This window comes from Clostridium sp. E02, from assembly GCF_003833015.1.
Lineage (GTDB): Bacteria > Bacillota > Clostridia > Lachnospirales > Lachnospiraceae > Lacrimispora.
The window spans coordinates 1-206 of sequence record NZ_RJLQ01000100.1 but is presented as its reverse complement, the minus strand read 5'-3'; the positions used below and the strand labels follow the sequence as shown (position 1 = coordinate 206).

Below are 206 nucleotides of genomic sequence, written 5' to 3'. Positions count from 1 at the left end.
TGGCGGTGTTATCTTCTAGAAAGATAGATAATGGAAGCTGCCTGAAATATCAAAATGAATACTATCTTCCTGTAAACAGTCAAGGGATCGCTGTACACCATCGTAAGGGCACCACAGCAATGGTAATCAGATCATTCAACGGTGAACTCTTCAGTTGTATTGGTGAGCAGGTTTATGCACTTGAGTTACTTCCGGAACACAAGCCA

The 206-nt window shown here is 42.2% G+C and carries 1 pseudogene; it reads left to right on the top strand.

Annotation, left to right across the window (positions count from 1 at the left end):
- A pseudogene (locus tag EFT72_RS19935) lies at positions 1-206 on the top strand (transposase); the annotation flags it as partial.